The organism is Paenibacillus sp. FSL K6-0108, assembly GCF_045040695.1.
Taxonomy (GTDB): domain Bacteria; phylum Bacillota; class Bacilli; order Paenibacillales; family Paenibacillaceae; genus Paenibacillus; species Paenibacillus pabuli_B.
Genome location: NZ_CP150288.1, coordinates 6,520,496 through 6,541,433, shown reverse-complemented (window position 1 = coordinate 6,541,433; position 20,938 = coordinate 6,520,496). Strand labels below are relative to the sequence as shown.

24 protein-coding genes are annotated in these 20,938 nt (G+C 46.9%); 17 read left to right on the top strand and 7 right to left on the bottom strand.

The window, feature by feature from the left end:
* Nucleotides 1-93: 93 nt before the first annotated feature.
* From MHB49_RS29780 to MHB49_RS29765, 4 genes are all read right to left on the bottom strand, one after another.
* On the bottom strand, nucleotides 94-771 hold the full coding sequence (locus tag MHB49_RS29780) for a succinylglutamate desuccinylase/aspartoacylase family protein (RefSeq protein WP_405154003.1): 678 nt from the start codon (nucleotides 769-771) through the stop codon (nucleotides 94-96).
* 94 nt (nucleotides 772-865) lie between these two features.
* Nucleotides 866-1,834, bottom strand: a complete 969-nt coding sequence (locus tag MHB49_RS29775; protein WP_405157271.1) for an ATP-binding cassette domain-containing protein — start codon at nucleotides 1,832-1,834, stop codon at nucleotides 866-868.
* A gap of 23 nt (nucleotides 1,835-1,857) precedes the next feature.
* Nucleotides 1,858-2,658 (bottom strand): ABC transporter permease, encoded by an 801-nt coding sequence (locus MHB49_RS29770; protein ID WP_405154002.1) that lies wholly within the window; start codon nucleotides 2,656-2,658, stop codon nucleotides 1,858-1,860.
* Nucleotides 2,655-3,431 (bottom strand): ABC transporter permease, encoded by a 777-nt coding sequence (locus MHB49_RS29765; RefSeq protein WP_405154001.1) that lies wholly within the window; start codon nucleotides 3,429-3,431, stop codon nucleotides 2,655-2,657. The genes MHB49_RS29770 and MHB49_RS29765 overlap by 4 nt, the downstream gene beginning before the upstream one ends.
* 303 nt (nucleotides 3,432-3,734) lie before the next feature.
* On the opposite strand from MHB49_RS29765, the gene MHB49_RS29760 reads away from it, so the two are divergent.
* The 10 genes from MHB49_RS29760 to MHB49_RS29715 all read left to right on the top strand — a co-directional run bounded on the left by MHB49_RS29760 (nucleotide 3,735) and on the right by MHB49_RS29715 (nucleotide 12,764).
* A complete protein-coding gene (locus MHB49_RS29760) occupies nucleotides 3,735-4,577 on the top strand; it encodes a DegV family protein (RefSeq protein ID WP_405154000.1) in 843 nt (280 codons plus the stop codon).
* 134 nt (nucleotides 4,578-4,711) lie between these two features.
* Nucleotides 4,712-5,431: a response regulator transcription factor gene (locus MHB49_RS29755; RefSeq protein ID WP_405153999.1), complete on the top strand. Its 720-nt coding sequence runs from the start codon at nucleotides 4,712-4,714 to the stop codon at nucleotides 5,429-5,431.
* The gene (locus MHB49_RS29750) at nucleotides 5,428-6,360 is read left to right on the top strand and encodes a sensor histidine kinase (protein ID WP_405153998.1); all 933 of its coding nucleotides are present in this window, start codon (nucleotides 5,428-5,430) and stop codon (nucleotides 6,358-6,360) included. The genes MHB49_RS29755 and MHB49_RS29750 overlap by 4 nt, the downstream gene beginning before the upstream one ends.
* A 129-nt stretch (nucleotides 6,361-6,489) precedes the next feature.
* A complete protein-coding gene (locus MHB49_RS29745; protein WP_405153997.1) occupies nucleotides 6,490-7,413 on the top strand; it encodes an ABC transporter ATP-binding protein in 924 nt (307 codons plus the stop codon).
* Complete coding sequence (locus tag MHB49_RS29740) at nucleotides 7,397-8,104, top strand: ABC transporter permease (RefSeq protein WP_405153996.1); 708 nt, start codon at nucleotides 7,397-7,399, stop codon at nucleotides 8,102-8,104. Before MHB49_RS29745 ends, MHB49_RS29740 begins: the two co-directional genes overlap by 17 nt.
* A gap of 105 nt (nucleotides 8,105-8,209) precedes the next feature.
* Nucleotides 8,210-9,022 carry a bifunctional hydroxymethylpyrimidine kinase/phosphomethylpyrimidine kinase gene (thiD, locus tag MHB49_RS29735; RefSeq protein ID WP_405153995.1) on the top strand — a complete coding sequence of 271 codons (813 nt, stop codon included), beginning with the start codon at nucleotides 8,210-8,212 and terminating at the stop codon, nucleotides 9,020-9,022.
* A gap of 242 nt (nucleotides 9,023-9,264) precedes the next feature.
* Complete coding sequence (locus MHB49_RS29730) at nucleotides 9,265-9,945, top strand: response regulator transcription factor (protein WP_405153994.1); 681 nt, start codon at nucleotides 9,265-9,267, stop codon at nucleotides 9,943-9,945.
* A complete protein-coding gene (locus MHB49_RS29725; RefSeq protein WP_405153993.1) occupies nucleotides 9,942-11,699 on the top strand; it encodes a sensor histidine kinase in 1,758 nt (585 codons plus the stop codon). Before MHB49_RS29730 ends, MHB49_RS29725 begins: the two co-directional genes overlap by 4 nt.
* Before the next feature lie 20 nt (nucleotides 11,700-11,719).
* On the top strand, nucleotides 11,720-12,265 hold the full coding sequence (gene pssA / locus MHB49_RS29720; RefSeq protein ID WP_247899450.1) for a CDP-diacylglycerol--serine O-phosphatidyltransferase: 546 nt from the start codon (nucleotides 11,720-11,722) through the stop codon (nucleotides 12,263-12,265).
* A gap of 13 nt (nucleotides 12,266-12,278) precedes the next feature.
* On the top strand, nucleotides 12,279-12,764 hold the full coding sequence (locus tag MHB49_RS29715; protein ID WP_247899449.1) for a DedA family protein: 486 nt from the start codon (nucleotides 12,279-12,281) through the stop codon (nucleotides 12,762-12,764).
* 321 nt (nucleotides 12,765-13,085) lie between these two features.
* Here the strand turns inward: MHB49_RS29715 and MHB49_RS29710 are convergent, their stop codons facing one another.
* Both MHB49_RS29710 and MHB49_RS29705 read right to left on the bottom strand, forming a co-directional pair.
* Nucleotides 13,086-13,739 carry a transcriptional regulator gene (locus MHB49_RS29710; RefSeq protein ID WP_405153992.1) on the bottom strand — a complete coding sequence of 218 codons (654 nt, stop codon included), beginning with the start codon at nucleotides 13,737-13,739 and terminating at the stop codon, nucleotides 13,086-13,088.
* A gap of 238 nt (nucleotides 13,740-13,977) precedes the next feature.
* Nucleotides 13,978-15,168 (bottom strand): cation:proton antiporter, encoded by a 1,191-nt coding sequence (locus MHB49_RS29705; RefSeq protein ID WP_405153991.1) that lies wholly within the window; start codon nucleotides 15,166-15,168, stop codon nucleotides 13,978-13,980.
* Between the two features lie 376 nt (nucleotides 15,169-15,544).
* Between MHB49_RS29705 and MHB49_RS29700 the strand changes: the two genes are divergently transcribed.
* The 6 genes from MHB49_RS29700 (at nucleotide 15,545) to MHB49_RS29675 (ending at nucleotide 19,054) form a co-directional block, all read left to right on the top strand.
* Nucleotides 15,545-16,129, top strand: coding sequence for a DUF420 domain-containing protein (locus MHB49_RS29700; protein ID WP_405153990.1), 585 nt, complete (start codon nucleotides 15,545-15,547; stop codon nucleotides 16,127-16,129).
* A 72-nt stretch (nucleotides 16,130-16,201) separates the two neighbouring features.
* Complete coding sequence (gene gpmA, locus MHB49_RS29695; protein ID WP_179262951.1) at nucleotides 16,202-16,945, top strand: 2,3-diphosphoglycerate-dependent phosphoglycerate mutase; 744 nt, start codon at nucleotides 16,202-16,204, stop codon at nucleotides 16,943-16,945.
* A 93-nt stretch (nucleotides 16,946-17,038) separates the two neighbouring features.
* Nucleotides 17,039-17,212 (top strand): hypothetical protein, encoded by a 174-nt coding sequence (locus MHB49_RS29690; protein WP_247899445.1) that lies wholly within the window; start codon nucleotides 17,039-17,041, stop codon nucleotides 17,210-17,212.
* Nucleotides 17,213-17,365: 153 nt separating this feature from the next.
* Nucleotides 17,366-18,274 carry an aldo/keto reductase gene (locus MHB49_RS29685; protein WP_405153989.1) on the top strand — a complete coding sequence of 303 codons (909 nt, stop codon included), beginning with the start codon at nucleotides 17,366-17,368 and terminating at the stop codon, nucleotides 18,272-18,274.
* Nucleotides 18,275-18,358: 84 nt separating this feature from the next.
* Nucleotides 18,359-18,685 carry a thioredoxin family protein gene (locus tag MHB49_RS29680; RefSeq protein ID WP_024631432.1) on the top strand — a complete coding sequence of 109 codons (327 nt, stop codon included), beginning with the start codon at nucleotides 18,359-18,361 and terminating at the stop codon, nucleotides 18,683-18,685.
* A 174-nt stretch (nucleotides 18,686-18,859) separates the two neighbouring features.
* Nucleotides 18,860-19,054, top strand: a complete 195-nt coding sequence (locus MHB49_RS29675) for a hypothetical protein (protein WP_405153988.1) — start codon at nucleotides 18,860-18,862, stop codon at nucleotides 19,052-19,054.
* A 159-nt stretch (nucleotides 19,055-19,213) separates the two neighbouring features.
* On the opposite strand, the gene MHB49_RS29670 is transcribed toward MHB49_RS29675, so the two are convergent.
* On the bottom strand, nucleotides 19,214-20,002 hold the full coding sequence (locus MHB49_RS29670) for an undecaprenyl-diphosphate phosphatase (protein ID WP_405157270.1): 789 nt from the start codon (nucleotides 20,000-20,002) through the stop codon (nucleotides 19,214-19,216).
* Nucleotides 20,003-20,242: 240 nt separating this feature from the next.
* On the opposite strand from MHB49_RS29670, the gene MHB49_RS29665 reads away from it, so the two are divergent.
* On the top strand, nucleotides 20,243-20,875 hold the full coding sequence (locus tag MHB49_RS29665; RefSeq protein WP_405153987.1) for a TetR/AcrR family transcriptional regulator: 633 nt from the start codon (nucleotides 20,243-20,245) through the stop codon (nucleotides 20,873-20,875).
* The last annotated feature ends 63 nt before the right edge of the window (nucleotides 20,876-20,938 follow it).

Sequence of the window (20,938 nt, the reverse complement as noted above, 5' to 3'; positions counted from 1 at the left end):
CCAATAAACACCTTCAAAGAATCATCTCTGATGCGTCTAGCGAAAGAGAGATCTTTGAAGGTGTTTTTTATGTTTCCAGCTATTCATCACGATTCAAAACAAGCCTGCTTCGCGCAGGAAATGATGCACGATATCAGTCTGATACTTGATCCGTTCTGATCGGTTCAGACTCCAGCAGGTCTCTACGGTAACCGAACAGGCTTGAAGCAGGCGAGCTGCGGCTGTTCGTGCTGAACCGGGCAACTCGTGTTGCTTCAGATTGAAGTGCCTGTTACGAATGGGAATCGAACGATTCACTCGCCCTATAATTCGTTTGCATACCGGTACAGCCTTGCTGCCTGTATTGGTAATCAAGGTTTGTCCCAGTACCTGTGAGCTGTGTTGGGATAATCCGTTGGCTTCATGGAGGTCCAGCCACCAGGCAGGTCCATATTGACGGGCAAGCCGAAACACAGCGGAAGCAAGCGGATGTTTGGCTTTACCAGAAGTATGCCGCGGGAACGTGCGGTTTAAATCTGGTTTTCCTCGGCTTTTGTTTCGGTAAGCCTTCTGATTCACTCGTGGAATAATAATGAGGAGTCCACGAACCACGTTTCGCCGCCCTGCCATGCAGTCATTAGCCAGCTTCTGCGCAGCGGCCATGCTGGCGGTTTCATTTCCGTGAACGCCCGATGTAATCATGATGACGGGTCCGGGCTTCGTGCCTCGAACGAGGTAATAGGGAGTGGCGTGTGCACTGGATGCAGCAAGGGTGTGTTTGGTAACAAGCATGACACTTCACCTCCGCTATTACAGTACGCCATGTCCTCCCGGCATGTAACGGCATCTGAACAGGCCCTGATCCAGTTCTTATTAAATAGGCCAGTCAATACACCCGATGAATTATATCCTCGAAATCCGGTTCTTTCATCTCGACATCTTCAATCTCGCCCCATTGTTCGAGCTGCTTCAGAATGTCCATTGTGCTCCACTCTTTTCGGTTTACCTCCACAGTGATGATCTGGCCCTCTGTCCCTGTGATCTGAATGGCGGATGAAATAGCATCCGGGATATGGTACGAACCGCGATAGGTCACCCGGATAAGTGTTGGCAGACCGATGGTGTCGCGCAGAGAAGGGATTGAGCCGTCATACGTGAGTTGGCCGTGATTGATGACCATTACCCGACTGCATAGCTGCTCAATGTCGTCCATATCATGGGTAGTCAGCAAAATCGTTTTGCCAAACTCTTCATTTAATGTACGAAGGAATTGACGAATGTTCCGCTTTGCGTTCACATCCAGTCCAATCGTCGGTTCATCGAGAAAAAGCAGTTCCGGGTCATGCAGCATGGAAGCTGCCAAATCAGCGCGCATCCGCTGTCCAAGCGAGAGCTTACGGACAGGCGTAGCCCAGAATGATTCCAGATCCAGCAGTTCGGCGAACTGGGCTAATCGTTTCGTTTTGTCCTCGGCCCGAACTCCGTACATCTCGGCCAAAATATCATACGAATCCTTCACGGGCAGATCCCACCAGAGCTGGCTTCGCTGGCCGAACACGACACCAAGGCGTCCAACCGTGCGCCGTCTTTCCTGGTGCGGGTTCATGCCACCGAGCAAGACCTCTCCCGAGGTCGGATGAAGGATACCCGTCAGCATTTTGATTGTCGTGGATTTGCCAGCCCCATTGGGGCCGATATATCCAACAAACTCTCCTTTGCCAATATCAAAGCTAATGTCCCGAACGGCTTCCTTGGACAGATACTCACGTGAGAACAAGGTGCGAATCCCGGAGAACCGGCCCTCGCGTACCACAGGGGTTTTGAATTCCTTTTGCAGATGCCGCGCTGTAATCATAGTCATGACGATATTTTCCCTCCTTAGCTACCTGTACTTTGATATTTGGTTATACCGAATTTCCAGAACCGCAGGCTTGCGACCAGACTCAGGATGGCAACAACGACAATGGCAACAAGAACCCATGCACCTAATTCGCCCCGAAGCAGATAGAGTGACGGAACATAGTTGACGAAACCCACCGGGATCACAGTCAGCAGAATGCCAGACATCCATTTGGGATACAACGTCAGCGGATATTGGGCAGCCGTACGCGCCGCATCCTCGGTGATGGTTTGCAGCTCTTCAATGCGTGTGGTCCAGAATCCAAGCGTTGCCGTGGCAAGCCCGATCGAAAAGAGAATAACGGCTCCGGTCAGGATGACGAGCAGAGACAAGGGGATGACCGTCCAGCCAATCTGTCCGCTATGCATCATGCCTGCCAGAGACCAACAGAGAATAAACCCGCCTTGCAGCACTTCACCAGCCATGATGCGGAAATTTTGGGGCAGTAAGGCCAGCAATACGGGCATCGGACGGGTTAACAGTTGATCGAGTTCCCCGTCGACCAGATATTTTTCCAGATGATGCACTTCATTGCCAAACGTTCGATATAGCGTCTTGGATAAGGTCATGATGGCGAAGAGATAACCAATCTCATGAAGGGACCAGCCTTTAATCGCTCCGAATTTATGCAGTACCAGGGCAACCATCAGAAATTCGGAGATTTGAATCAATGCGGCCAGAACGGAGGCCATCATGAAGTTGAACTTGTATTGCATCCGACTGCGGATGCTTGTTCGAATGAGTATTTTATATAAAGTAAACCATGAAGTTGTTTTCATCCGCCCTGCACCTCCACTTTACGGCGCAGTATCTGTGTGATTGCCAGACAGACGAACGTCATGAGGACGCACCAAATCAAGGTTCCCCATAGCAAGGAGCCATTTGCATAACCGAGATAGATTCGGGTCGGAACATAGAGCAGGAAAGGATAGGGCGATAACCAGGCTATTCGTTCAAGCCAGTCTGGCAGCCATTCCAGCGGGATGAAGAAACCAGCGAGCAGATTCATCATGGCGTGATTGCCCCAATGCAGCCAGGAGGACTCCGTGGTCCACATCGCCGTGGCGCCAATAATGTAATTCATACAGATGGATAAATAGGATGCGCCGGCAAGTCCAATTGCGGCAAATAGCAGGGTTGAAGCTTCTGAGGGCCATTGCAGAGAAAATACGATGGAGAAGAGCAGGTAAATTGGGATGCTTTTGTACACGAACTGGTAGGCGATCTGCCCCCATTCACGTGCCATCAGGTGGGTAAACAGATGAACCGGCCTCATGAGATCAAGCGCGATCTGCCCTGTCCTGACCGTGAGTGGAATCCCAAGTCCATTGGTGAGAAAACCCGAGATCCAGAGAGAGGATTGCGTAAACGCAATGTAACTGACCATCCCCTGTGTCCCGTATTCTCCGAGAGAGTGGTCGGCCCCGATACCGATCCAGAGACAGGCATACATGTAACCGAACATAGCGCTTGCCAGGTTATGTACCATGTGGGCCCCGCGATATTGCAGGTTCCGGGAGTAGGCTTTGGAAGCCAGAGTGAAATAAAGCATGTGACACCTCCGATAAGTTGGTTGAACGGCGGTCCCGTTCACTTCAGTCAAGGCGAAAAGAGAGAAGGACAACAGCATACCAATAAATTCCTTCACAGGCAAGACATTTTTTTGGCATATACCGGAAGAAATGAGGCTGTTCAACAATGCGCCACAAGACAGCAGTTTGTCCATTCCTTTATAATTGGGAAGAAGAACGCAAACGTTTACAATATGAACTATTCAAATTTTAAATAATCCGCCGGGCATGTGCCTGACGATTGAGGATACAGCTTCAACAATCCGGCAAGAGAGAAGGTTGGAATGAGGAAAATTGCATGGGTCACGGACAGTACGAGCACACTCGACCCTCTGTTTGCTGAGCAAAATCATATTTACATCGTACCTCTACGCATCGTTTTTGGAGAGAAATGTTACCGGGAGACGGAGGACATCTCGTCGGAATTGTTCTATGAGAAACTTGATGGTGCTTTACGCGCATCCAGTTCACAGCCGCCCATCGGTGAATTTATTGAACTGTATGAGTCATTGAAAGGCCAGTACGATGAGATCATTACTATTCATTGCTCTACTGCGCTTAGCGGAACGCTTCACACATCGATGCAGGCTGCCGAGATCGCAGGCGTGACGGTTACCGCCATTGATTCCAGAGCAGGCGCTTATCCGCTGAGGCAGATGATTTTGCAAGGATTGGAATGGCAGAAGCAGGGCTGTACAGCATCCGAAATCAAAGTTCACATCGAGCAGATGATTGATAACATGTCATTTTACCTCATTCCGGCCAGTCTTCAGCATCTACACCGCAGTGGTCGTGTGTCGGGTACCCAGCTGATCCTTAGTCAATTGTTAAAAATTCATCTGCTCTTGCGTTTCGAAGAGGGCAAGGTGGTTGTAAATGAGAAAATCCGTACGTTCAAACGGGCCAAACAGCGCATGCTGGATGTGCTCAAGGTGGATATGGAGAAAGTAAAGCATGTATGCATCATGCATGCGAACAATCAGAAAGAAGCCGTAACAATCAAACAGCAGATTGCTGATCTGCTTCCTCGCTTGAAGACGGAAATTATGCCTTTTATCCCTGTGGTAGGCATTCATGCAGGTGCGGGAACGATTGGATTGTGCTGGATACGAAGCGAGACGATATAGGTTGTTAATGAGACCTGTCAGGAGGTTCACTTTGAAATATGAAGTGGCGGTCCTGCCGGGTTTTTCGTATTTCATTGCCAATTGATGCAAACTGTGAGGTAATAAAGGAAAACGTTCATGTTGGAGGGAATTTCGTGTCAAGTTATCGCTTGCTGCTTGTTGAAGATGATCGCTCAATTAGTGAAATGGTCGGTCCTTATTTGGAAAAAGAGGGTTACGACGTCTCTTATGCCTATGACGGCTTGGAGGCGGAACGTAAGTTCAGTCAATCACAATCAGGCTATGACTTGGTCATTCTAGATCTGATGCTGCCTCACAAAAATGGCATGGAAGTGCTCCAAACTATCCGGGCCACCAGTCTGGTGCCTGTGCTTATCCTGTCTGCAAAGGACGGGGAGGTGGACAAAGCCCTTGGACTTGGATTCGGCGCAGATGATTACTTAAGCAAACCATTCTCGCTGATCGAGTTGACTGCTCGTATTAAAGCGGCTATCCGTCGTGCCAACTATACCGCACAACCTGCAATTGCAGCCGTTCCGAAGACACAGCGGATACAAATTGGCGGACTTGTGGTCGATATGGATACGTATGAGGTCGAACGTGATGGCATGCCTGTAAAGCTTACCTCCAAGGAATTTGGCATTCTCAAAATGTTCGTCACCCACCCTGGCAAAGTATTTACCAAGGCTCAAATCTACGCTTCGGTCTGGAACGATCATTATTATGGAGACGAAAATATCATCAATGTTCATATGCGGCGTCTGCGCGAGAAGCTGGAATCGGACCCATCCAATCCACGATATATCAAAACATTGTGGGGCATCGGTTATAAGCTGGAGGTGGACCCCGCATGACGTTGATCTTGGCCTTTTCTACCGGAATATTAGCTTTTATCGTCATTCTGTTGACCGTAAGGTTACATAAACGCAGTACCCATCTCACCTACATACATGAGAAATTGGCCGCTATTATAGATAAAAGCACATTTGAGCGTCTGCTCGTCTTTGACAGTGACCCCCAAATCAGCCAACTGCTTGAGGACATGAATCAGCTGCTGGATCATACCCATCGGGCCATGGCTGGTTATGCCAATCAGGAGAAGGAGATGCGCAACATGCTCTCCAATATTTCACATGATCTGAAGACGCCGCTTACGGTTGTGCTCGGTTATAGTGAAACGCTGCTGCACAGCACTTCCCTAACAGATCAGGAACGGATAATCATGACTGGAAAAATCCAGGATAAGGCGCAGGAGGTACTGCGTCTGATTCACTCCTTTTTTGACCTGGCGAAGCTGGAGTCTGGAGATACCGAGCTTGCACTGACCAGGGTCAATGTGAGCGAATTATGCCGTGTGAAAATACTCTCTTTTTATGAAATGCTAACGAATCAGGGTCTGCAAGTGGAACTGTCGATTCCGGAAAATGATGTCTTCGTGAAAGGTAATGAGGAAGCACTGGATCGAGTGTTGGATAATCTGATCACCAATGCCATGAAATATGGAGCAGATGGCAAGGTACTTGGTCTTTCACTCGACTATTCAATAGGGGAGCAGGTGACACTTAGCATTTGGGACCGAGGCAAGGGCATTCCTGAACAGGAGCACAGCCGTGTATTTGAACGCATGTATACACTGGAGGATTCCCGTAATCGTCTCTATCAGGGCAGTGGTCTCGGGCTGACTATTACCAAGCGGCTGGTGGAGCGGATGAATGGAAGTATTGAGCTGCATAGTGTACCTTACGAACGGACTGTTTTCAAAGTTGCGCTAAACGCTTGTTAGGTCAATTGTATACCTTCACCTGATAAGCTTAAGGTTTTTGTAAGATTTGATTAATAAAAAAGAAGACTTTTCTCTTTACAATACAGATATAAGAACTCGTCAGGGACGAACGTAAAGGAGAACAAGAACATGACATATATTGCGCGGACGATAGATGTGACCAAGACATATGCAGGGACAGAGGTTGTATCGAACGTCAATATGAGTATCAAGCAAGGGGAGATTTACGGATTTCTTGGTCCGAATGGGGCGGGGAAAACGACCATGATGAAAATGTTGACCAATTTGGTGAAACCAACTGTAGGAGAGATTGAATTATTCGGTGAAAAGCTCACCCCTACCTCTTATGAATTGCTGAAACGAATGGGCAGCATCATTGAGTATCCTTTTTTCTACGATAAACTGTCCGCCAGGGAAAATCTGGAGCTCCATTGTGAATACATGGGATTCTATAACAAAAAGATCATTGACAACATGATGGAAAATGTGGGTTTGAAGGACACGGGCAAGAAGCCGGTTCGTAATTTTTCTCTGGGAATGAAACAGCGCTTGGGCATCGCTCGCGCGCTGATCACAACGCCTGAACTGCTCATTCTGGATGAACCGATTAATGGGCTCGATCCCGTAGGCATCAAGGAGATGCGCGATTTGTTCAAACGTCTCAGTTCCGAGTATCGAATTACCTTGTTAATCTCCAGCCACATTCTCGGGGAAATTGAACAGGTTGCGGACACCGTTGGAGTAATTCGGGATGGACGTTTGGTTGAGGAAGTATCGATGGATAGTATCCGTGGAAGCAACAGCGAGTACATTGAGCTGCAAGTACTGGATCCACGTAAAGCGGCCTATGTGATTGAACATCAGCTGGGGTTGAAAAATTATAAAATGGTCGATGACCACACGGTACGCATCTATGATTCGGGCATCGCTCCATCGCAATTGACAGGCAAACTAATCCAGCATGGTGTTGAGATCGAATCCATTTTCAAACGGGCACATTCATTGGAAGAACACTTCATGACCTTAATGAAAGGGGATGGAGACGTTGCTTAAACTGATCCAACTGGAGTTGCGCAAACATCGGTTTGACGGTTATATAGGAGGCGCGGCTATCGCCAATATTGCCATCCTGCTGTTTCTGATCATGATCGGGGTGGTGGACTTCGGAGCAGAGGACTACGCTTTCTTGAATTATTCGGTGTCCTTCATGTTAATAGATACGTTTGCCAGAGCCGTATTCATTATTTTTGGTGGTGCGCTGATAGGGAAACTGATTATCAGTGAGTATCGAAATAAAACGATGAACGTCATGTTCACCTATCCGATCAAGCGCCATAAAATCATTGCAGCCAAACTAATCATCATCTTTGTTTTTACGTTCATAATGATTTTGTTTACCGATGTGCTGATGGGGGCATTGTTAGTTGTGGCAAACCACTTCTATGACTTCATTCCCGACACATTGACGATTCGTGAAGCATTGGTACTGTTGATGAAGTACACCATTAGTTCCTTGTCCGCTGCGGGCATGGCCCTGATCCCTCTATTCTTTGGGATGCGCAAACATTCGGTCACGACTACACTGGTATCATCCATTCTGCTTGTTTCTGTAGTATGTTCAGGATTCAACGGGCCTACGTTTTCCATCAATACACTTATTGTGATTCCATTAACTCTCGGTGCCATCGGACTGTGGATTGCTTCGATGTCCATGATCAATCTGGAGACCAAAGATGTGAACTGAGTTCTCCTGCAAACCATACTCCGTATGGCTTCAGATGCCATTGACATCCGCTCGTACAAGGGATAGGATAATGTCAACTGAAGGATGAAGGAGAATGCAACTACCATGACGATTCCAAAAACATTAACAATCGCAGGTTCAGATACGAGTGGCGGTGCTGGGATTCAAGCAGATTTGAAAACTTTTCAGGAGCTTGGTGTGTATGGCATGACTGTGCTGACTACCGTTGTGGCGATGGAGCCTGACACGTGGGATCACCAGGTCTTTCCTGTAGAATTAAATGTTGTAGAGGCTCAGCTGCGCACCGTACTCGATGGTATCGGTTTTGATGCAATGAAGACGGGCATGCTGGGTTCTGTAGACATCATTGAATTGGTTGCGAAGCACATCCGTCGCAGTGGATTGCCACAGATCGTTATTGATCCGGTCATGGTCTGCAAAGGTACGGACGAAGTACTGCAGCCTGAAAATACAGAAGCAATGATTGAATTCCTGTTGCCGGGTGCTGATCTGGTTACCCCAAATCTGTTTGAAGCATCGCAGCTCGCGAAAAGCGGACTGATCCGCTCCAAGGAGCAGATGGAGGCTGCAGCAGCTGTCATTCATGATCATGGGGCGAAGCATGTCCTGATCAAGGACAGAGGCGTTATTAACCCGGGCAAAGCAATGGATCTTCTCTATGACGGAACGAACTACGAATGGTTTGAAGCTGATGTTGTTGGCTCCGGATATACACACGGTGCAGGCTGCACTACATCTGCGGCAATTACCGCAGGTTTGGCGCGCGGTCTTACCGTGAAAGAGGCTGTTCGTGAAGGTAAAGCCTTCGTGACCAAAGCGATTGCTGGTGGATTCCCGCTGAACCGCTTTGTTGGCCCAACGTTGCATATGGCACACCGTTTGGAGAATCAACGCTAAGCGGTGCATAATTGCAGTGTGTAATTGCGGAGAAAAACATGGTTTTAACCGGAAGTAGCCGTCAATGAGCAGCTGATTGCTCGTGGACGGCTTCTTTTTTGTGCGAAAACGTATGGAATTTAGTAACTTTTGGTATATATTAATCGTATATAAGATGGAGTTCATTCCAGAACATGGATGGACACACAGACGACACATGGAATCGTTATGTTAACAACAGAATGCTAAAAGGAGAGTCGGCCATGGTCAGAACAGTGCTTTTGGTTGAAGACGAAAGTCGCATTCGTGAGATTGTGGCCGATTATTTCATAAAAGAACAATGGAATGTCATAGAAGCAGAACATGGTGTAGAGGCGCTGGAACTATTGGCTCTGCATGAAGTGGATCTGGTCATTTTGGATGTGTTGATGCCGGAAATGGATGGATGGACGCTATGTGGGCATATTCGTTCCCAATCGACCGTACCTATTATAATGCTGACTGCCCGATCCGAAGATGATGACAAGATTCATGGTTTCCAGCTCGGCGTGGATGATTATGTGACGAAGCCATTCAGTCCTCGTGTACTGGTGGCACGAGCAGAAACATTAATGAAGCGGGTAGAGGGTGCTGTTAGCAAGGATCAGACCGTGATTCGATTTGGAGGAGCAGCACTTGATCCCTGGGCGCGACGGCTTGAGAAGGATGGAGTCGAAGTGGAGCTTGCTCCCAAAGAATATGATCTGCTGCTGTATCTAACTCGCAATCAGGGAATTGTACTGTCCCGCGATGCGATTCTGAATCGGGTATGGGGATATGATTTTGAGGGAGATTCGCGTGTGGTGGATACCCATATCAAAAAGCTTCGCAGCAAGCTTGGGGATGAAGCCAAATGCATCCGGACCGTTATCGGTACCGGTTATCGATTTGAGGCCGAGGCATGAGACGTAACGGTGTAACGATGAAACTGTTTTTGGTCATGGCCGGATTTCTGCTTCTTCTATATGGAACAACAGTGATTGCCCAATTAATCTGGTTCCCGGACTTTTATCAACATCAGAAAATCAGCAGCATTAAGAAGAAATTGACGAAGTTCGAACAACAATATTCCGCTGGACATTGGAACGATGTGCAGCTGGCCAAGGAAACCGGGAAGTTCATGCGGCAGAATCAATCGCATCTGGTCATCCTGACGAATACAGGCAAGCTGGTCAATGACCCATTCCACATTGTTCTTCTGCAAGAGGATGGCAAGCAGGTGAATATATCTCTGTCGTTGTTTATCAACAGCGAGAATGCAGGATGGCTTGCTTCACACTTGAAACATGGTCAGCAATTGACCGTTACAGGCTCGGCAAGTGGCATGAATGATCCTATGGTTTATCCGCTCAGGATAAAGGATCAAAGCTCTGTGGTCAGCGGAACGGAAGATTTTCAGGAGTTAACAGAGCCGGTAGAAGAATGGTCAGGAACCTTGAAGGAAGTTGTTCTTCCAAACCTGGGAACCTGGAGCCAGAGACAGGGTCTGCTCGTGCAGGCGCTGGATAGCCGTTTCCCGCTTTCTACGGAAGACCAGCTCAGACTTGCCAATGGAAAAATGATTAATGAGGAATGGACCGATAACTGGAGTGGAGTACGAAATGTGCTTACCATTGCCCCGGTGCACAGCCCCGGACCCCAGCAGCAGCTTATTTTTTCGCTGACGTCCCTGCAGGAGATGAGGGAGGCGAGTGAAGCTACACAACTATTTTATGCGTATTTCGGTATTGCTGCATTTGTGCTGATCGTGTTCCTTTCACTGCTTCTGTCCCGAATTGTCACCAAACCGTTGCTTGCTCTGAATCATGTTGCCAAAAAGATGTCCACCCTTGATTTCACAGTGAAATCGCCCATCCGCCGCAATGACGAGATTGGCAGTCTGTCCAATAGTCTCAATGCGCTGTCAACGACATTGGGTCAGACTCTGGAAGAATTAAGGCAGGCGAACAGTCAGATGCGTACCGACATGGAAATGAAGCAACGGATTGAGCAGCGTCAGCGGGAGTTTTTTGCCGATGCATCTCATGAGCTCAAAACGCCAATCAGCATCATTAAAGGGTACTCCGAAGGGTTGAAAGACGGGGTCAGTGAGGGGAAACGTGAGCGTTACATCGAGATCATTGCCGATGAAGCGGTCAAAATGGAAACGATGGTCGAAGAGATGCTGGATCTGGTACGGCTGGAATCCCAAGCGATTAAGCTGAACACTGATGCGGTGGCTCTTGGAGATATGATTGAAGACATTGCCGGACGTCTTGGTCCGCAATTGAAGGAAAAGGAACTGGAAGTCGTATTGGTCTCTACCACAGAGCAGACTGTTGAAGGAGACCGCAGCAAGTTGGAGCAAGTCATCTATAATATCATGATGAATGCAATACGTCATGCCGTTCCTAAGACCGATATTATGATTGAGATTAGCAGGCAGGAAGGTCAGGTTCGAATCTCCATTCAGAATCAGGGTGAGCATATTTCGGAAGCAGAGCGCCAGTACATCTGGGAAAGATTCTATCGGGTGGAACGCTCGCGTAATCGCAAAATGGGGGGAACCGGCCTCGGCCTGGCCATCGCGAAGCAGATTCTCGATTTGCATGGATGTAGTTATGGCGTGGAGAACACACCGGATGGAGTTCGTTTTTATATTATTTTTCCTAATGCTTAGTACGAAAGGGAGTCAAGTCTATGAAATCTTTACCGTCCATTCTAACGTTGGGCAACTTAACTTCAGGCATGCTGGCCGTCATTATGGCAATTCATGGCGAGTTTGCGCTCGCTGTGACAATGATCTGGGTAGCCATGTTCTTTGATTTGTTTGACGGATTTGCAGCACGCAAGCTGCATTGTGAGGGGGAATTCGGCAAAGCGCTGGATTCACTGGCTGATGTTGTTTCGTTTGGGACCGCACCTGTGCTAATCCTTTATTTGAACTCCATGAATGAGGTAAATGTACTGGGTATGGCACTGACGGCATTGTTCCCTGTCTGTGGTGCATTACGTCTCGCCCGTTACAATTGTCAGAAGACGACAAGCCATGGTTTTGTTGGTATGCCGATTACGTTTGCAGGTGGTCTGATGTCCTTTTTTGCACTTTGGAGTCCTTATTTCACTCATGGTGTAGCCTATCTTGTCATTATCGTATTATCTGGTCTAATGGTTAGCCAAATCCGATTCCCGTCTCTAAAACAGGTGCTAGCCCCCCATGAGAAGGATATTGTGGAACCGAAATAAGGAGCGAGTCAGTATGGAGTTTGCAAGAGAATTTATTGGTCAATATGGTTATTTCGCAATTTACGGTCTACTGGCTCTTGGCGTGATTGGCATGCCAATACCAGATGAGGTGATGATGACCTTTGTCGGTTATCTCGCCTCCATCTCGGTGCTGAATTATTCGGTATCCATCCTTGTCAGTTTTGGCGGAGCGTTTACCGGAGGACTTCTGAGTTACACGATTGGCAAGAAGGCTGGTCGGCCACTGGTTGAGAAGTATGGTAAATGGGTTGGGGTCAACGCCAAACGCTTGGGCAGAGTGGAGTCCTGGTTTTTGAAATATGGATACTGGTCTATCATACTGGGCTACTTCATTCCAGGCATTCGTCATTTGATGTGTTGCTTCTCCGGAATCAGCCGCATGGCTATTGGGCGATACGTAATTGTCTCCAGCATTGGGGCGTTTATATGGTGTGTTGTCTTTATATCGATCGGTTTTTACGTTGGTGTGTTAACTTAAAATGGGACAGCCTGTTACAACAGGCTAGGATAAAGACCTCTTGTTAATGGAGTGGTCTTTTTTTTGTTTGTGTGTTTGTGCAGGTCCTTAAAGAATATCGACTTAAACATCAACGAACAATCAAACGATCTGAAAGAATTTTAACGAACTGGAATGTGCTTATTTAGGAAATACGGGTAATGTTTAAAATCTAACGAATCCCATCATCCTTATTTCATGAAAAGTTTGATTTATAGCCGTAATTGAATCAATTTTGCATAAATAAGGTGGCTTGGATTCGTTAGATGACGGATCAGATGAATTTTGCTGAAATAGAGTGTCTCAGGTTCGTAACGCATATGTTCGATATCTTTGTTTGCCACTTGCGACGTGTAGTACCTGTTGAATGACCAAGTTGTGCAGAATTCTTCGAGCATGATGATCTGTTATTCCCAGGTGGGTTGCTAGTTCCGACGGAGTAAAAGGACGCAAGAGGCGTCTGGCATAACGTATGCACTCCGCTTCGAGCCAATTAAAGGATGACGGTGTATCCGTGGCAACGAATTTCCCCATAAAAGAAAGCACAAGCTGTTGGCAACGTTTAGGTTCTTCCTTGATGGAAAGATAAGCTATCGGCAAAAATGTCCAATCATCAAGTGTCAGCAAACAATGCCGCCAACAGAGATCCTTAAAGCGCCGCACATCAAGATCACGAGCGTGGGGCCCATATCCTTGTATCTCAATACCTCCCTTTACACCGTTACCCGGCAGAAAAGCCAGATCAAGATACCGATAGCCGTTATGGAAGTCTTGGACTTCCCATTCTGGATGCAAATGGTTGAAGTTCCTGATTACAGGGAACCAAACCGAACGTAGAAATTCCAAAGTAGCATGTTCGAGTCCATTTTCTATTCTTGAACGCACTCTTAAGTTAGTTTCCTTCTCCAGAAGTAGCCCCAGCCACGCCTCATAAGCCTTTTCAAATTCAATGTTCATCGTAATCATTTCCCCTAATGCAGGTCGAAACAAATATTAGATAAAGCAAAAAGCCGCTTTGAACATTTCCGACCTTCTGGAATTAGAGGGTGGGAATGTATCAAAGCGGCGTGTGCTTCACAACCTGAGTTCTTTATAAGGACAAGTATAACGTTAGAAGCAGGGTCATTTCAATACTTTAAAGAATTCCAAGAGAACCTGACTTTTCGCTTATCTGTTGATATTTTATCTAATGTCATTACCCGCTTAAATGTGATTCCTCAATCCCTTTTTCAACACGGGTCTCCCCTTTTTTGCGTGCAAAGGTGATTTTGAGCAGAGGTGGAGTAACCAGCGTTGTAACGATAACCATGATGACCACACTGGTGAAATACTCAGCATCGAGCAAGCCGGAAGCAAGTCCGGTTGAAGCGATAATAAGAGCAACCTCCCCTCGGGAGATCATCCCCGAACCAATAGCCAGAGAGGATGCCCGATCAAATCCAGTCAGTCGAGCACCTGCTCCGCCACCCAGAAGCTTGGTTACAATGGCAATGAGACTGATGACGATAATGAACCAGATCTGTGAACCCACCCCGTCAAAAGTCACATTCAAACCGATGCTTACAAAGAATACAGGGACAAAAATGCTGTAGGCGATCGGCTCAAGTTTGGTTTCGACCTCATGTTTGAAGTTCGTTTGAGAGATGGCGATACCCGCTGCAAAGGCCCCGATAATGCCTGCAACACCCATCCATTCCGCAAAGTACGAAAAGCCAAAACAGATGATTAATCCGGCTGTAATCACGGTTTCCGTGACCTTCAGCGGCGCCATCCACTTCATGATGCGTGGAACAAGGAACCAGCTGGCAGCGATAATAACTACAAAGAATAGCAGCTTCTTGCCAATAAGCAGCGAGATTGAAGTGTCCGTTGCGCCTGTTCCGAGCAAACTCATCATGACAGCGAGGATGACAACAACGAGTACATCATCGACGACAGCTGCTCCAAGAATTGTTGTACCCTCACGAGAGCTGAGTTGATTCATGTCTTTGAGCGTTTGGACCGAGATGCTGACCGAAGTGGCACAGAACAATAGTCCAAAGAACAAAGCATGTGTCTGCGACATGCCGAAAGCAGCGGCAGCTCCATATCCTCCGATGAATGGTAAAATGATACCACCCACGGCAACCGCAAAGGCTGCTTTCCAATTTTTCTTCAATTGCTCCAGATCCGTTTCGAGTCCGGCAATGAACATAAGCAGTAATACCCCGATTTCAGCCATGTAATGGATGAAATCACTTTGTTGTACCCAACCAAGCAGAGCGGGGCCGAGAATAACACCAACAATCAATTTGCCCAGAACCGAAGGCTGGCCGAGTCTTACGGACAAATCCCCAGCCAACTTGGTGAAAATCAAAATAAGTGCAAGAACCAAAATAAATTCCATAGGTGTACTCCTCTCCAGCAGTAGCGTTTATAGGATTACCAGTCCAAGGGGGAATCATTCCAGGCCTCAGGAACAGAAAAAGGCATAAAACGGCGCTTGTAATAGTGCCGCTTTATGCCTTGAAAAAAGACAAGGAGGGCCCTTGGTGACAGGCTCCTCCAGTTCAACGCGTATTTGATTAATTGCATTAATTATACCACAAATACAGGATGGGGTAAACCAGTGAAGGTGTGCTTTTAATGAGAATGGCCTTATGTGGGCATTTTAAGGGTACCTGACGAGGCTTTTTGTTCAGAGTGTTGTCACTTAACAGTCGAGAAATGGCAAGATATAATGAGATAGAACATAGAAGTTAGGATATGAGGAGGATTTTTCATTGGGCAAACAAGACAAAGGGGACCCGAACATTCAATCCAATCAGATTGCCCCGACCAGTAATAAAAATTTCGCAGGTCTCATTATTACCATTTCCATTCTCGCCAACGTCATTATTTTATTGTTGTTCTTTGCACCGTCGATCGGATACAAAGGCGATGTGGACTTTGACATTACAATCTTGCCGCGATTTAACGCCGTTTTCAACAGCTTCACCTTTATCTTTCTGCTGGCAGCCTTGATTGCCATTATCAAGCGGAATGTGAAATTGCATAAACGGTTTATCCTTGCTGCTTTCTCAACGACCCTTTTATTTCTTGTTACGTATCTTTCGTTCCACTATCTGTCTCCGGAAACGTCGAAATACGGCGGAGAAGGCATCATTCGTTCCATTTACTTCTTTATTCTGATCTCCCACAGCATACTGGCAGCCATTATTGTGCCGCTTGCTCTGTTCACTCTGGTATGGGGCTGGACGAATCAATTGAAGAAACACCGTAAAATTGCTCGCTGGACGATGCCGATCTGGCTCTATGTGAGTTCAACGGGTGTAGTTGTATACCTGATGATGGCGCCTTATTATTAATAAATTCATATATCATGAGCATATCCGGCTCGGCTTGCGGGTAATGGTTTCATGGAAGGAGGATTCACGCGTATGTACAGAGTCGTATTAATTCGCCATGGACAGAGTATGTGGAATGTGGAGAACCGTTTTACCGGTTGGACGGATGTGGATCTGACGACCGATGGATACGGAGAAGCGCGTAAAGCGGGAAAGATTCTGAAGGAACAGGGTTTTGATTTTGACTACGCTTATGCTTCGGTGCTCAAACGCTCCATTCGAACACTGGATATTGCACTTGATGAGATGGACCGGATGTGGATTCCGATCACGAAGACGTGGAAGCTGAACGAACGTCATTATGGTGCATTGCAAGGACTGAACAAACAGCAGACTGCGTTGAAGTACGGTGAGGAGCAGGTGAAGGAGTGGAGGCGCTCCGTTAGCGTATCTCCCCCGGCCCTGGACGAAACAGATGAGCGTTATGTTCAGGATCAGGACAAGTATGAGCGGCTGGGCTGCACCATCCCGCGTACCGAGAATTTGATGGATACATCGAAGCGGGTGCTGGAGTATTGGAATGCAGAGATCAAACCGGTTGTGTCAGCGGGCAAAAGGGTACTGATCTCCGCGCACGGCAATACGCTCCGTTCACTTGTCATGCATCTGGACCAAATGTCCGAAGCAGACGTAATGGCGCTTAATATCCCGACAGGCATTCCGCTCGTCTATGAATTGGACGAAGATCTGCATCCGATCGGTCATTTTTACCTGACAGCGGATGGCTCGACATACAAACATGAAGAAATGACTCATGTCGCACCACCATCCGATTGATCGGAAGCTAACGATTATGACGTTTCGTTTTTCTCCTACGGGGTAATCTCAAGCAAGACACGATGTAGATTAATCCTGAAGGAGGAACGACACATGTCTAAAAAAAGTGGAATTATCGTAACAGCCATTGGAGCAGGTGTGACTTATTTGATGAGAAACAAACAAGCAAGGGATAAACTGTTCAGCACGGTGTCAGGACTGATGAAAAATACAAGTTCATCTTCAAAACCGTCTTATGGAAGCAAAAAAGGTTCACGTGTGATTTAAAATAAATCTTGTTATACGAGAGTCAATTAGCATGAGCCCCGGAGCTGGTATGGTTCCGGGTTTTTGTGTGCGGCCATGGGTCAGATGCGATTTTTGCCAGCAAGAATGATACAATGGAAACTTGCAGAACGTATGAAAGGGGATGTGCATCATATGAAGAAAAATCGTCTGGGTTCATCCGAACTCATGGTTGGTGAAATTGGACTAGGCTGTATGTCACTTGGAACCGAAGTGAAACCAGCCGTAGCCCTGATCCATGAAGCATTGGATCATGGTGTTAACCTTCTGGATACCGCTGACCTGTACGATGCAGGATTAAACGAGGAAATCGTCGGCCAGGCCATCCAGGGACGCCGGGATCAGGTCATTGTGGCAACAAAGGTTGGCAATCGTCGTATACCGGGAAAAGAAGGCTGGTCATGGGACCCGTCCAAAGCCTATATCAAACAGGCTGTGCGAGACAGCCTGAAACGGCTGCAGACGGATTATATTGATCTGTATCAGCTGCATGGCGGCACAATGGACGATCCAATCGAAGAGACGATCGAAGCTTTTGAGGAATTGAAGCAGGAAGGTCTTATCCGATATTACGGCATATCCTCCATCCGGCCTAACGTGATTCGTGAATATGTGCAAAGGGCTTCCATTGTCAGCGTGATGAATCAATACAGCGTTGCAGATCGTCGGGCCGAAGAAGAAGTGCTGCCTTTATTGGAGCAAAAAGGGATTAGTGTGATCGCTCGTGGACCTGTGGCAAGCGGGGTTCTCGCCGATTCTGGTACTGCCAAGGCAGATAAGGGGTATCTGGATTATACATCTGAGGAGTTGCACATCATACGTGATGGACTGAGCCGTTTCATTACAGAAAATCGCAGCATGGCTCAAACGGCCATTCGTTATGCGCTGGCGCATCCAGCTGTTGCCGCAGTCGTGCCAGGCGCCAGTTCGAGAGAGCAGTTGTTGCATAATATCGCAGCTTCGGAATCCGTACCACTTACGGCTGCGGAGATTAACGTAATACGGGAGCTTAGCCCCGCCAATCTGTACAAGCAGCACCGTTAAACAATGGCAGCCTATTTTCAATTGTAACTATAAGAGGTACAATGAAGGTCAACCATAAAGAATCAAATAAGGGAGAGAAGACATATGGAAAGAATTCAAAGTGAACAACAATATCGCGATACAATCAATTCTGACGGACTGACCGTCATTAAATTTGATACAACCTGGTGTCCGGATTGCAAAAACCTGGATCGCTTTATCGGGGATGTTATCGACCAGCATGCGGATAAAACCTTCTATGCCCTGGATGCAGAGGAGTTCCTGCCGTTTGCAGAAGAGAACGGTGTACGCGGTATTCCAAGCCTGCTCGTATTCCAGAACGGCAAGAAAATTGCACATCTGCACAGCAAATGGGCTAAAACGCCTGCTCAAATCTCGGAGTACCTGCAGACTTTGGAGTCCAAAGTATAAACTTTGTTATTTCCATAGGCTTGATCTATCTGAACACCTTCTATCACATAGATGTGAAGGTGTTCTTTTGCTGTTAATTCGAAAAAAAACTCATAGAGAGCTTGTTTAGAATTTGTTCAGTCCATCTCAGTATAATGAGCAATAGAAACTGAATATTGGAGTGAAGAGAACATTATGAGTAAAGCGATTTTTGAAGAAATGCATCAACTCAGCCACAATGATGACCAAAGATACCGATTGTTAATGAGAGGAGTGAAAAAACGGCTGGAGGAGCAAAAACAGAGAAGATGCAATCTGATCGAAAAGATAAAATATCACCAGAGTTATAGAAATCAGTATAAAAACATTCAAGTTAAAGAGTGGTTCTGAGTTAGGTTTACTTTTATAGAGTGAAAAATCCAAGTCTTTCGTACATAATTCGTATTGCTTATTCCAAGGCACAAGAAAAAAACAAAGCCGATGGCAATCCAGTTCCAAAAGGAACTTGAGATTACTATTGGCTTTGGTTTACATGTCTTAAAGATGTGGTTACATCATTAAAATGATAAAGAATACAGCTGCCAGCACAAAGCGATACACTGCAAAGACGGTCAGACTCAGTTTTTTCAAAATGGACAGGAACGTCTTAATGGCAAGCATAGCTACAATAAATGCGGCAATGAAACCAATTGCAAAGATCGGAAAATCGCTCGTATTCAGGTGATCAATGCTTTTGTATAGATCATACCCTGTGGCTCCAATCATAATCGGCACGGATACAAGAAACGTAAATTCAGCTGCAGCAACTCGGCTTACCCCTGCGAACAATCCACCCGAGATCGTTGAACCGGAACGGGAGAAGCCTGGCCACAATGCGAAAATCTGAAAAAGCCCCACTACAAATGCCTGTTTATACGTAATATCGTCTACATCATGGGTTGTAATGCGCTCGCTGCGGTGGCTCCATCGTTCAGCGACAATCATCAGAATACCACCAATAACAAGACTGTACAGCACCGTTTGTGCTCCAAATAGATGTTCCTTAATCCAGTCCCGGAATACAAGTCCAATGACAACGGCTGGAACCATCGCCAAAAAGATATGCATGAGGTTCAGACGGGAGGTGTAGCTCCTTTTGCCACCAGTGAAACGGAACATGTCAATGAATTTGTTCCAGTACAGCACAACCACAGCAAGTACTGCTCCGAGCTGCACAACCACCTCAAACGTTTTGACTGACTCGTTGTCCTCCGATAATCCCAGCAAGTGGGCGGTCAGAATCATGTGTCCTGTCGAGGACACGGGCAAAAACTCAGTCAAACCTTCGATGATGCCCATAATAATCGATGATATAAAGTCCAATTCTCTTCCTCCTTGAAATGCAGATGACAGCATACAGGCTGTCCTGCGTGACAATGCCTTGCTCATTGGAACAAGGCTATCCTCTATTATGATCACAAATGCGCCCAACTTCAACTTATGCTTGTAATGAATTGTTTAAAACCATATTGACAAAAACCTAGTTATCCAATAGGATATACATTAACTGACTGACTGATCAATCGGGAGGGTAGAAGGATGTCTAAAAACAATCATTTGGAACCCGGAGAAGAACGAAGGGACCAAATTATACGCATAGCAATGGAGCGTTTTGCGACTCAAGGCTACCATCAGACAAAAATTTCCGATATCGTCCGGGAAGCTGGAGTCGCGCAAGGCACTTTTTACTGGCACTTCAAAAGTAAGGAAGCCATTGCCTCGGAGATGGTGTTAACCGGCAGAGAGAAGCTGCTTGAAGCGATCGGGCAAGGCTACCGCAAGGATGCCGGGTCGGTTGAAGATATGGTAAGAGCTTCGGAACGATTGTTTACCGACTTGTTCACCTTTGCAGCTGACAATCGCTATTTTATGGAGTTGTTGCTTAAAGGCATCGTGTCGGAGGATTCGGTACGCCATCTGGTCGAAGAGACACGGGGGGCGGTAGAACAAGCATTTCGCCACAACATGGAGCGGGCCATTGAACTGGGCATGCTGCCAAAGTCAATGGATGTGCCGCTCCGCGCTGCGCTGCTGGTTAGCATGATTGAAGGCATGATTACGCGCTGGTTGTTTGGTTCGGAGAAATTGCACAGCGAGTTCTCATCGATGACCGCAACAACGCTCGCAGCGGAGGCGGCAAGCTTTGAGTTTTACGGACTGCTAGGCACATAAAGGTGTGCTGGCCCTGGAGCTTTATTTTCAACAACTGGATTAATTATTCACATGATTAAGCCA

Excerpts from the sequence above, each read along its gene's own strand:
- MHB49_RS29690 (WP_247899445.1), top strand. The coding sequence starts at position 17,039 with ATGTCTAAAAAAAGTGGAATTATCGTAACAGCCATTGGAGCAGGTGTG.
- gpmA (WP_179262951.1), top strand. The coding sequence starts at position 16,202 with ATGTACAGAGTCGTATTAATTCGCCATGGACAGAGTATGTGGAATGTG.
- MHB49_RS29715 (WP_247899449.1), top strand. The coding sequence starts at position 12,279 with ATGGAGTTTGCAAGAGAATTTATTGGTCAATATGGTTATTTCGCAATT.
- thiD (WP_405153995.1), top strand. The coding sequence starts at position 8,210 with ATGACGATTCCAAAAACATTAACAATCGCAGGTTCAGATACGAGTGGC.
- MHB49_RS29725 (WP_405153993.1), top strand. The coding sequence starts at position 9,942 with ATGAGACGTAACGGTGTAACGATGAAACTGTTTTTGGTCATGGCCGGA.
- MHB49_RS29705 (WP_405153991.1), bottom strand. The coding sequence starts at position 15,168 with ATGGAATTTATTTTGGTTCTTGCACTTATTTTGATTTTCACCAAGTTG.
- MHB49_RS29770 (WP_405154002.1), bottom strand. The coding sequence starts at position 2,658 with ATGAAAACAACTTCATGGTTTACTTTATATAAAATACTCATTCGAACA.
- MHB49_RS29765 (WP_405154001.1), bottom strand. The coding sequence starts at position 3,431 with ATGCTTTATTTCACTCTGGCTTCCAAAGCCTACTCCCGGAACCTGCAA.
- MHB49_RS29780 (WP_405154003.1), bottom strand. The coding sequence starts at position 771 with ATGCTTGTTACCAAACACACCCTTGCTGCATCCAGTGCACACGCCACT.
- MHB49_RS29750 (WP_405153998.1), top strand. The coding sequence starts at position 5,428 with ATGACGTTGATCTTGGCCTTTTCTACCGGAATATTAGCTTTTATCGTC.
- MHB49_RS29665 (WP_405153987.1), top strand. The coding sequence starts at position 20,243 with ATGTCTAAAAACAATCATTTGGAACCCGGAGAAGAACGAAGGGACCAA.
- MHB49_RS29680 (WP_024631432.1), top strand. The coding sequence starts at position 18,359 with ATGGAAAGAATTCAAAGTGAACAACAATATCGCGATACAATCAATTCT.
- MHB49_RS29710 (WP_405153992.1), bottom strand. The coding sequence starts at position 13,739 with ATGAACATTGAATTTGAAAAGGCTTATGAGGCGTGGCTGGGGCTACTT.
- MHB49_RS29730 (WP_405153994.1), top strand. The coding sequence starts at position 9,265 with ATGGTCAGAACAGTGCTTTTGGTTGAAGACGAAAGTCGCATTCGTGAG.
- MHB49_RS29675 (WP_405153988.1), top strand. The coding sequence starts at position 18,860 with ATGAGTAAAGCGATTTTTGAAGAAATGCATCAACTCAGCCACAATGAT.
- MHB49_RS29760 (WP_405154000.1), top strand. The coding sequence starts at position 3,735 with ATGAGGAAAATTGCATGGGTCACGGACAGTACGAGCACACTCGACCCT.
- MHB49_RS29670 (WP_405157270.1), bottom strand. The coding sequence starts at position 20,002 with ATGGGCATCATCGAAGGTTTGACTGAGTTTTTGCCCGTGTCCTCGACA.
- MHB49_RS29685 (WP_405153989.1), top strand. The coding sequence starts at position 17,366 with ATGAAGAAAAATCGTCTGGGTTCATCCGAACTCATGGTTGGTGAAATT.
- MHB49_RS29745 (WP_405153997.1), top strand. The coding sequence starts at position 6,490 with ATGACATATATTGCGCGGACGATAGATGTGACCAAGACATATGCAGGG.
- pssA (WP_247899450.1), top strand. The coding sequence starts at position 11,720 with ATGAAATCTTTACCGTCCATTCTAACGTTGGGCAACTTAACTTCAGGC.
- MHB49_RS29775 (WP_405157271.1), bottom strand. The coding sequence starts at position 1,834 with ATGATTACAGCGCGGCATCTGCAAAAGGAATTCAAAACCCCTGTGGTA.
- MHB49_RS29740 (WP_405153996.1), top strand. The coding sequence starts at position 7,397 with ATGGAGACGTTGCTTAAACTGATCCAACTGGAGTTGCGCAAACATCGG.